This is a genomic window from Pseudomonas sp. (genome assembly GCF_036387035.1).
Taxonomy (GTDB): Bacteria; Pseudomonadota; Gammaproteobacteria; order Pseudomonadales; family Pseudomonadaceae; genus Aquipseudomonas.
Genome location: NZ_DASVUM010000183.1, coordinates 1 through 10,025, shown reverse-complemented (window position 1 = coordinate 10,025; position 10,025 = coordinate 1). Strand labels below are relative to the sequence as shown.

Below are 10,025 nucleotides of genomic sequence, written 5' to 3'. Positions count from 1 at the left end.
CCAGGGTTCGAGCCTGACCGTCAGCATCGGCCTGGCGACCGTCGTGCCGCAGGTGGGCAGTCACAGTCGCCAGTTGATTCAGACCGCCGACCAGGGGCTGTATGCGGCCAAGCACAATGGGCGCAATCAGGTGGCGGTCGGGTAGGGCGGGAGTCTGCATTCCTGCGCGTTCCAGCAATCCCCGCGCCGGGTCCCGGCCGGGAACGCCAACGCGACTCTACCCTGCCCAACGGACTGCCATCGGGGGTTTGCCTGCGCTATACTCGCCGGCTTTGTGAAAATCGCCTGCGAGTGCTGCCCACCATGGAAATCAACCCGATCCTAAACAGCATCAAGGACCTGTCCGAGCGCTCCGAAACCATTCGGGGGTATCTTTGACTACGATCACAAACATGATCGTCTGACCGAAGTTAACCGCGAGCTCGAAGATCCAAACGTCTGGAACAACCCGTCTTACGCCCAGGAACTGGGCCGTGAGCGTTCGCTGCTGGCGCAGATCGTCGACACCCTCGACGAAATGAGCACCGGCCTGGTGGACGCCAAAGACCTGCTGTTGATGTCCGCGGAGGAAGAAGACCAGGCCGCTGTCGATGACGTCGCGGCTGAAGTCGAGCGTTTGCGCGAGTCGCTGGAAAAGCTGGAATTCCGTCGCATGTTCAGCGGCGAGATGGACCAGAACAACGCTTACCTGGACATCCAGGCCGGCTCCGGCGGCACCGAAGCCCAGGATTGGGCGAACATCCTGCTGCGCATGTACCTGCGCTGGGCCGACAAGCGCGGCTTCGACGCGACCATCATGGAACTGTCGGCCGGTGAGGTCGCCGGTATCAAAGGCGCCACAGTACACATCAAGGGCGAGTACGCATTCGGCTGGCTGCGCACCGAAATCGGCGTTCACCGTCTGGTCCGCAAGAGTCCGTTCGACTCCGGCAACCGCCGCCACACCTCGTTCTCGGCCGTGTTCGTGTCGCCCGAAATCGATGACAACATCGAGATCGACATCAATCCCTCGGACCTGCGCATTGACACCTACCGCTCCTCGGGTGCCGGTGGTCAGCACGTAAACACCACTGACTCGGCGGTGCGGATCACCCACGTTCCGACCAACACCGTGGTCAGCTGCCAGAACGAGCGCTCCCAGCACGCCAACAAAGACACCGCCATGAAAATGCTGCGGGCGCGCTTGTATGAGCAGGAAGTGCAGAAGCGCAACGCGGCCTCGCAAGCGCTGGAAGACACCAAGTCGGATATCGGCTGGGGTCACCAGATCCGTTCGTACGTGCTCGATGCTTCGCGCATCAAGGACCTGCGTACCAGCGTCGAACGCAGCGACTGCGACAAGGTGCTCGATGGCGACATCGACGAATACCTGATCGCGAGCCTCAAGCAAGGGCTGTAATCGCCACACCACTGTTGCGGGTCGGACACGTCATCATGACGTCGCGGCCCGCGATCCTTCGTCGCGCATTCCGGCCAGACGAAGGGCCACGAACCTGTGATGGATAATCAAGACATGAGCGACCAACAACTCGACCCGCAAGCCCAGCAACAGGAAGAAAACACCCTGATCGCCCTGCGCAAGGAAAAACTTGCAGCCGAGCGCGCCAAGGGCAATGCCTTCCCGAACGACTTCCGTCGCGACAGCTACTGCAACGACCTGCAGAAACAGTACGCGGACAAGACCAAGGAAGAGCTGGCTGAAGCGGCGATTCCGGTCAAGGTTGCCGGGCGCATCATGCTCAACCGTGGCTCGTTCATGGTGATCCAGGACATGACCGGTCGCATCCAGGTCTATGTCAACCGCAAGACTCTGTCGGAAGAAACCCTGGCCTCGGTGAAGACCTGGGACATGGGCGACATCATCGCCGCCGAAGGCACCCTGGCCCGTTCCGGCAAGGGCGACCTGTACGTCGAGATGACCACCGTCCGCCTGCTGACCAAGTCCCTGCGTCCGCTGCCCGACAAGCATCACGGCCTGACCGACACCGAGCAGCGTTATCGTCAGCGCTACGTCGACCTGATCGTCAACGAAGACGTGCGCGAAACCTTCCGCGTTCGCTCGCAAGTCATTGCTCATATCCGCAGCTTCCTGATGCAGCGCGACTTCCTGGAAGTCGAAACACCGATGCTGCAGACCATTCCGGGCGGGGCCGCGGCCAAGCCGTTCGAAACTCACCACAACGCGCTGGACCTGGAAATGTTCCTGCGCATCGCGCCTGAGCTGTACCTCAAGCGTCTGGTTGTGGGCGGGTTCGAGAAAGTGTTCGAGATCAACCGCAACTTCCGTAACGAAGGCGTTTCGACCCGGCACAACCCCGAGTTCACCATGCTCGAGTTTTACCAGGCTTATGCCGATTACGAAGACAACATGGACCTGACCGAAGAGCTGTTCCGCGAGCTGGCCCAGCTGGTCCTCGGCAGCACCGACGTGCCGTACGGCGACAAGGTGTTCCACTTCGGCGAGCCGTTCGTGCGTCTGTCGGTGTTCGACTCGATCCTCAAGTACAACCCCGAGCTGACCGCCGACGACCTGAATGACATCGACAAGGCCCGTGCCATCGCGAAGAAAGCCGGCGCCAAGGTCCTGGGCTTCGAAGGCCTGGGCAAGCTGCAGGTGATGATTTTCGAAGAGCTGGTCGAGCACAAGCTGGAGCAGCCGCACTTCATCACCCAGTACCCGTTCGAAGTGTCGCCGCTGGCCCGTCGCAACGATGACAACCCGAACGTCACCGATCGCTTCGAGCTGTTCATTGGTGGCCGCGAAATCGCCAACGCCTATTCCGAGCTCAACGACGCGGAAGACCAGGCCGAGCGTTTCATGGCTCAGGTGGCGGACAAGGACGCGGGCGATGACGAAGCCATGCACTACGACGCAGACTTCGTCCGTGCGCTGGAATACGGCATGCCGCCAACGGCGGGCGAGGGCATCGGCATCGACCGTCTGGTCATGCTGCTGACCAATTCCCCGTCCATCCGTGACGTCATCCTGTTCCCGCACATGCGGCCTCAGGCGTAAATGATGTAAAAAGGAAGCCGCCTGCGCAGGGCGGCTTTTTTTTTGTGCGTAAAGTCACGCAGGCCAACGGTAGGAGCGTGGCTTGTCCCGCGATCGGCGACGCAGTCGTCGCAAAACCGGTGAATGCGGTGTATCAGACAAACCGTATGCTCAGGGTTTACGACGGGTCCCCGCCCATCGCGGGACAAGCCACGCTCCCACGGACGCCGGCATCTGCCAGTCATTCAAAAAGGAAACCCCGTCGTGAACCGCACCCTCGCTCAAAACTGAGCCGCTGGCCTGGCCACGGCAGTCGCGCAGAGTGTCAAGTACCAGGGCCGCAAGGCGAGTCGGCAGGGAAGTGAACAGCGTCGTCAGCAGATTCTCGATGCTGCCATGCGCATCGTCATTCGTGACGGCGTGCGGGCTGTGCGTCATCGCGCAGTGGCCGCCGAAGCGCAAGTGCCGCTCTCCGCGACCACCTACTACTTCAAGGACATCGATGACCTGCTCACCGATGCCTTCTCTCAATACGTTGAACGCAGCGCGGCGTACATGGCCAAGCTGTGGACCAACACCGAGGCGGTGCTGCGCGAAATGGTCGCGCGCAATGACGGAACCGCCGATGCCCGCGCCCGGCTGGCCGACGAGATCGCGCGCATGACCATGGAGTACGTGCGTCATCAATTGCTGACCCGTCGCGAGCAGCTCATTGCCGAGCACGCGTTCCAGCTCGAAGCGTTGATCAACCCGCGGCTGGCGCCGCTGGTGAGTGCCCACCAACAGATTTTGTTGCAGGGCAGTGCCCAGTTTCTCGAAGTCATGGGGTCGGTTCAGCCGCAACTGGATGCCCAAGTGTTGACGGGGCTCATCTGCCGGATGGAATATCAGGGGCTGCTTAACGGGCCTCGGCCCGGCGCAGACGAAGAAATGCTCGCTATTCTTACTCGCCAGATGCATCTGGTACTGGGCACCGCCAAGCCGCTGGCTGGCTGATACCTCAAGGAGAACCCGATGAGAGTCTGGAGCGTACTGCTCGCCATGTCGTTCGCGCTGTTGAGCGGATGCCTGGTGACGTTCAAGGACCCGATTCCGGTCAGCAACACCGCCCCGCCCAAATTGCTCGGCACCTGGAGCAGCAAGAATGCCTGGGGTGAACCGCTCGAGCTGGAAATCAGCCGCGCCGGCCCTGACCGCTACAAGGCGGTCAGCTACCGCAAGGGCGACCGCAAGAACCGTGACGAATACGCCTTCACCGTGTCGCGGCACGGCAGCCGCTGGTACGTGTCGGCCGCATTGCCGGCGAAATACGGTGCCAATTACGTCATCGCCGGGTTCGATCTCGTGGAAAGCGAGAACGGCGCCGACGAACTGGTGGTCTATGACCTCGATCTGGAGCGTTTTCAGCAGCTGGTTGGCCAGAAAGTCCTGGAAGGCGAGCGAGTCGATACTGAAAAGGGTGACGGAATGCTGATCTCAAGCCCGATGGACAAGGTCTTCGCTTACCTCGACGATCCGGCCAACTCCGACGTCTTTCTTGCAGCTGCTCACTATCAGCGCATGACCAAATAGCGCAACGGTTCAATAAGGGGTACCGGGTGGACGAATACCAACAGACTATTCGCACGTTGTCCGATCGTATCGTGTTGGCGCAGACGCCGATTCGAGTCCTTGATGCCGTGAAGTGGGATGACAACGTCCGCAAAGCGTTTCTCGAAGGCAAGGGCAAACAGCTGCCGGCAATCGATCGCGCCTATTACGAGAACCGGCCGTTGGGCTTTGATTCCGGTGCGGTCAAGCTGGAATTCCAGAACATCGAACGTGATATCACTCGCCAGTTGGGCCAGTTCAACCCAGTGGGGCAAATCATGCGGCGCATGTGCAAGGAGTACCGGATGGTCATCCGCATGCTCGAAGCACGCGGCACCCCGGACTTCGGACTGATCTCACAGGAGCTGTATGGCGCGGCGTCCGATGCCTTCCACGCCGGCGACCCGACGCTCTCTGACCTCGGCATGATGCTGTCCGATTACCTGAACAACATCGCCGGGCGCGGTGACCTCAAGGATGAGCCGAAAACCCTGACGGCAAAAGACGCCGTCGCCATGCTGCAAACCCGGCTCAATCGTACGTTCGGAGAAGCCGAGGAGACGATCCGGGTGTTCGAGTCCGATGGCATCGTGGCGGACGCTGCGGCCGGCGCCGACTACATCAAGATTCGCAGCGACGCGATGTTCAACGAGCGCGACGTTCGTGCGCTCGAAGTCCACGAAGGCCTGGTCCACGTCGGCACTACGCTCAACGGGCAGAATCAGCCGATCTGCACCTTTCTGTCCAAGGGCCCGCCGTCCTCGACGGTGACCCAGGAAGGGCTGGCGATTCTGATGGAGATCATCGGTTTTGCCTCCTACCCGAGCCGCCTGCGCAAGCTGACCAACCGCACCCGCGCCATTCATATGGCCGAGGAGGGCGCTGACTTTTTACAGGTCTTCGACTTCTATCGCGAGCAAGGTTTCGGCATGTCGGAAAGCTACGGCAACGCCAGTCGCGTGTTCCGGGGCTCGGTGCCGAATGGGCTGCCATTCACCAAGGATTTGTCTTATCTCAAAGGCTTCATCATGGTTTACAACTACATTCAGTTGGCCGTGAGAAAGGGCAAACTGGAGCAGGTTCCGCTGCTGTTCTGCGGTAAGACCACGCTGGAGGACATGCGCACGTTGCGCCAGTTGGTGGACGAAGGGCTGGTGGTGCCGCCCAAATACCTGCCCGATCAGTTCCGTGACATGAATGCGCTGTCGGCGTGGATGTGCTTCTCCAACTTCCTCAACCACCTGAGCCTGGACCGGATCGAAGCGGATTATTCGAACATCCTCTGATGCGTCCGCGTTTAACGGGACCCTGTAGGAGCGGGCTTGCTGGCGAGAGCGTCAGTTCATTCGACATGTGCGTAGCTGACCCAACGCCTTCCCCAGCAAGCCGGCTCCCACGGTTTTTATACCGTGACCCATATCGTGAACTGAAGGACATCGCTTGAAGCGTCTTCTTACCTTGCTCCTGGTGTTCTCCCTCAGCGGCTGCAGCGAATTGCTGTTCTACCCTGAACGCGGTCTGCCGCTAACGCCGGACAAAGCCCACCTGGCATGGCGCGACATCACCCTGACGGCGGCCGACGGCACGAAGCTGAACGCGTGGTTTCTGCCGGCAAAGCCTGGCGTACCGGTGAAGGGCACGGTGCTGCACCTGCATGGCAATGGCGGCAATATGGCGTGGCATCTGGCGGGAAGCTGGTGGTTGCCGGAGCAGGGCTATCAAGTGCTGCTGGTGGACTACCGCGGCTATGGCCGGTCCGAAGGCGAGCCCAGTCTGCCGGCGATTTATCAGGACATCGACGCCGCCTTCGACTGGCTGAACAAAGCGCCCGAGGTGCAAGGCCAGCCGCTTGTGGTGCTGGGACAAAGTATCGGCGGCGCGCTCGCGGTGCATTACCTGTCCGAGCATCCGCAGCAGCGCGAGCGGGTCAAGGCGCTGGTGCTCGATGGCGTGCCGGCGAGCTATCGCGAAGTCGCGCGTTACACCCTTGGCACCTCCTGGCTGACCTGGCCTTTCAAACGCCCCTTGTCGTGGGTAATACCGGACAGCGACAGCGCCATCAACGGCATGCCCCAGCTCAAGGGCACGCCGATGCTGTTGTTCCAGAGCCTGGATGACACGCAGGTGCCGCTGCACAACGGCATCAGCCTGTATCAGGCCGCACCGCCGCCGCGCGTGCTGCAACTGACCCGCGGGCCCCACGTGCAGACCTTCGGCGACCCGACCTGGCGCGAAGTCATGGTCCGCTATCTTGATGATCCGCAGCACTTCAACGGGCTGCGTCGACTGGGGGAGATTCCGAATTACCCTGATCCTCAAACCGGTAAGGCAGCGCCTTCGTCTCAACCGCCGACGCACGAGTGATGATGATTAACGACGCCGATCGCGTCCCCCCAGATACCCACCGGAGTCGCCTGCATTTTCGGGACGGTCGGGGTGCTCTTGTTTTACGGCTTCCTGCACTTCGCCAAACCCGAGGACGCCCTGCAGCTGTGCTCATTCACCATGCTCAAGACGCTGCCCGAAGGAGGATTACAAAGCGGCGCTGGAACCGGCGCCGCAAGTCGGCCAATACGTTAAAAGAGTGATGGTGCTGTTTGACACTACGCATAAAGGACTGACTGGCGTGCTGGTTAATGAAAAGAATCAGGCGATGCGCTGCATGGGGCAGGCGACGCCTAAGGAGACGCGATAAATGTGGGGTGGAGTTGCTCACGAAGCGGCCGGATTGCCCATCAACATTCTCACTGCCTGAACTACGGTATTCGCCAGTAAGCTCGCTCCCACAGTCCATGAGGGACTTGCATAAGGGACTGATTTATTTACAACGCTTCACTGTGAATCAATCTGTCCCTGCTGGTAAGGTGTTTGCCAGCTCCATGGGCAGCGCCCTGTCTCCTTTCATCCCCAAGCGCGGAATAAAAAAATGGGGGCGTTCCCTTCGACCTGTTGTACAGCTATTACTTTTTTCTTGAAGCGAAGTTTCTCCATGCAGCATCTGCGACATCCTCATCTTCATCTAGAGACAGCTTTTCAAGGATGTCTAGAGGCGTTTTTCTGTTGCAGGCTATCCCGCATCTCACCACGGAGTCGGAATCTTCTGACAGACTTTCAAATAGATTCTGCGACAGTTTTCTTTTGCTTGCTACGAATCGTTTACTTTCAGGCTCGGCGGAGCACAACTCTTCAAGAATCTCCAGCGGTACCGTTTTGTTGTGTACAACCCATCGCATGTAATCAGGATAACTCTTGAGGACGGCACGCCACACTGAGAGAGGGGCTTCTTCCATCGCTGCCCTATCGTATTCCGCCTTGATGGTGCTACTTCGTAGTGCTATAAATTCTTCAGCAGATGTGATCATTTATCTTTCCAGTATTTAAAGATTTAGTCAAAGGGAGCTGTTCCCCCCGATTTTGCTTTTTCTGTTTGCTCATGTTGTCCCCATAGGTATCGGTATCGGCCAACCATGTACCATCATGCTTATACACTTCCATGCACTTTCCCCATGGCCAGTCAGCTCCGCGCACCCCTGGAATTTGGCGTGGGGTGGTGGTGCTATTTCGCATAATCCACCCCAACGACATTAGTTGTGAAAAGTTCGGTCGTACCGATTGCTCTTCTATTCCTCTGTATGCGCGTTTATAGTTTTAGGAGTCAGAGCCGCTTGTCCCTTAAATCTTTAGAGGCTTATTCTTTTTTTTGCTGCCTCGGCAACAATAGGATCGTCATCTTTCGATAGCTTCAATAAGATATCTGCAGGTACCTTAGGGTTACACGCAATTCTGTGCCGGACACTGATGTTTACATCACGCGCCAGCCGTTCAAAAATTACGCGGTTTATCCTTCGCTTCATGGCGATATTCCAACGTACATTAGTGTCGTCGCTTAGAGAAAGTCGCTCTAACACTTCTATTGATATGGTGTGATTAAAAACAACATCTCGTGACAGGTGCGGGTACTTTAAGAGTATGTCGAACCAAACCTCGTCGGATGCTGAATCAAGCGCCTTCCCGTTTTCTTCTTCGTCCTCGCTTTCGATGTATCGCTTAAACTCTTCAGCGCTGGTAATCATGATCCGACCCCTTTCGCATCCCGACATTTCATGCCTTTCATCGGCATGACTCTACCCGTTTTTCCTTTATGCTTGTTCATGTAGTCTCCATAAATGTTTGCGTCTTGCACATGAATAAGATTATTGCTTTCTTGCTCCATCATTTTCCACGCTGTCCCCCCGTGACCTTCCGTATCTGCTGACCACCATATCTCTGTCCCTGGCGCGCGATAGTATTTAACTACTGTGCCATTGAGCTTTGCTTCGCAAATCCGATCATACCGTGTGATTTCCCATTTTTTTCTGCACGGACATTTCGTATTTTGGTTAGGTTTGTTAGAACGGTTCTGAGCGCCTGCACTGCCATGCGTTTTACTGAGGCCTAGCGGATCAGTCCATTCTATGGAATTGGGGGCATAGGCGTAGAAGTTGAGGCCGCCAACTAGCTCAATCGGATCCTTACTGATGAACCGCCCGACCCTCGGATCATAGTATCGATGCCGGTTGTAGTGCAGGCCCGTTTCGTGGTCGTGGTATTGACCCTGGAACCGGATCGAGTTGGTCAGGCCGACGTGTTGGGCGAACTCCGAGCGCTGTTCCTCCACCTCACCCCATGCTTTGTATTGGGCGCTCCACGCGTTGTTTCCGTGTTGATCGGTGAGTTCTTGGGGGGTGCCGAGGTGGTCGCATTGGTACCAGGCGAGGACGTCGATCGGCAGCGCGACCGGTTTGTAGTTCCAAAGCGGGTCTTCCTTGATGTTGTAGCGGCCGCTGTAGGTTGGCTGGCTGACAAGACGAATCGTTTCGTGACGGATGGCCTGTGCGACCGGGACGAAAGTGTCGGGCTCGTGGACGTAGTGGACGGTTCGACCCAAGGCGCCAGCGTATGGCGGCGGGCTGCTTTCCCAGGCGAGGTTGTCGCCGTCCCAGCCGTACAGGGTGAAGCCGCAGCCGAGTTCGCGCTCTTTTCGGGCGTGTTCGTTTTCGTTCCAGCAGCTACCGGCTTCGGGGCGTGGTTTGTGGTGCGCTTTGGAGAGTTTGTAGAGGCGGCGTCCCAACGGGTCGTAGGCAAAGTCGACGGTGAGGCGCGGATCGCGGAAGTGCACGAGGCGATCGAAGAGGTCCCAGTGCAGGTCGCTGCGAACGGCGTTGTCCCAGCGTTCGATCTGGTTGCCGCGTTCGTCATATTCGTGGTGGTTGCCGGCGTAGTCGCGCAGCAGGTTGTCCACTAATTTGTTGCGAGTGGGTTCGCGGTCGAGTGGGCGGCGGACGGGTTCGGCGCCTTCGTTCAGCAGGTTGCTCGCGGGGTCGAAGGCGAAGGTTTCGGTGCCAAGGCGACTGGTGGCGCTGAGAAGGCGGCTTACCGGGTCGTAGCGGTAACTCAACGG

10 protein-coding genes and 1 pseudogene are annotated in these 10,025 nt (G+C 58.5%); 8 read left to right on the top strand and 3 right to left on the bottom strand.

Annotated elements, in window-relative coordinates; genetic code table 11:
- From VF672_RS17455 to VF672_RS17420, 8 genes and pseudogenes are all read left to right on the top strand, one after another.
- Positions 1 to 145, top strand: a 145-nt coding sequence (locus VF672_RS17455) for a GGDEF domain-containing protein (protein ID WP_331105811.1), incomplete at its 5' end; no start/stop codon positions are given.
- A 158-nt stretch (positions 146 to 303) separates the two neighbouring features.
- Positions 304 to 1,399, top strand: a protein-coding gene (gene prfB / locus VF672_RS17450; protein ID WP_331105809.1) for a peptide chain release factor 2 whose coding sequence is annotated in 2 segments (ribosomal slippage) — positions 304 to 375 and positions 377 to 1,399 — 1,095 coding nt in all. Because the reading frame shifts where the segments join, the coding sequence is not laid out codon by codon here.
- A 114-nt stretch (positions 1,400 to 1,513) separates the two neighbouring features.
- Entirely contained in the window at positions 1,514 to 3,016 is a 1,503-nt protein-coding gene (gene lysS, locus VF672_RS17445) for a lysine--tRNA ligase (protein WP_331105808.1), read from the top strand.
- A 279-nt stretch (positions 3,017 to 3,295) separates the two neighbouring features.
- Positions 3,296 to 3,991 (top strand): TetR/AcrR family transcriptional regulator, encoded by a 696-nt coding sequence (locus VF672_RS17440; RefSeq protein WP_331105810.1) that lies wholly within the window; start codon positions 3,296 to 3,298, stop codon positions 3,989 to 3,991.
- Between the two features lie 18 nt (positions 3,992 to 4,009).
- On the top strand, positions 4,010 to 4,567 hold the full coding sequence (locus VF672_RS17435; RefSeq protein ID WP_331105807.1) for a hypothetical protein: 558 nt from the start codon (positions 4,010 to 4,012) through the stop codon (positions 4,565 to 4,567).
- Positions 4,568 to 4,593: 26 nt separating this feature from the next.
- Positions 4,594 to 5,871, top strand: coding sequence for a flavohemoglobin expression-modulating QEGLA motif protein (locus tag VF672_RS17430; RefSeq protein ID WP_331105806.1), 1,278 nt, complete (start codon positions 4,594 to 4,596; stop codon positions 5,869 to 5,871).
- Positions 5,872 to 6,025: 154 nt separating this feature from the next.
- On the top strand, positions 6,026 to 6,949 hold the full coding sequence (locus tag VF672_RS17425; RefSeq protein WP_331105805.1) for an alpha/beta hydrolase: 924 nt from the start codon (positions 6,026 to 6,028) through the stop codon (positions 6,947 to 6,949).
- Positions 6,950 to 6,967: 18 nt separating this feature from the next.
- Positions 6,968 to 7,280, top strand: a pseudogene (locus tag VF672_RS17420) (hypothetical protein).
- Between the two features lie 265 nt (positions 7,281 to 7,545).
- Here VF672_RS17420 and VF672_RS17415 read toward each other — a convergent pair.
- The 3 genes from VF672_RS17415 to VF672_RS17405 all read right to left on the bottom strand — a co-directional run.
- Positions 7,546 to 7,947, bottom strand: coding sequence for a hypothetical protein (locus VF672_RS17415; RefSeq protein ID WP_331105804.1), 402 nt, complete (start codon positions 7,945 to 7,947; stop codon positions 7,546 to 7,548).
- 318 nt (positions 7,948 to 8,265) lie between these two features.
- Positions 8,266 to 8,658: a hypothetical protein gene (locus VF672_RS17410; RefSeq protein WP_331105803.1), complete on the bottom strand. Its 393-nt coding sequence runs from the start codon at positions 8,656 to 8,658 to the stop codon at positions 8,266 to 8,268.
- On the bottom strand, positions 8,655 to 10,025 hold a 1,371-nt coding region (locus tag VF672_RS17405; protein WP_331105802.1), incomplete at its 5' end, for an RHS repeat-associated core domain-containing protein. The genes VF672_RS17405 and VF672_RS17410, both read right to left, overlap by 4 nt.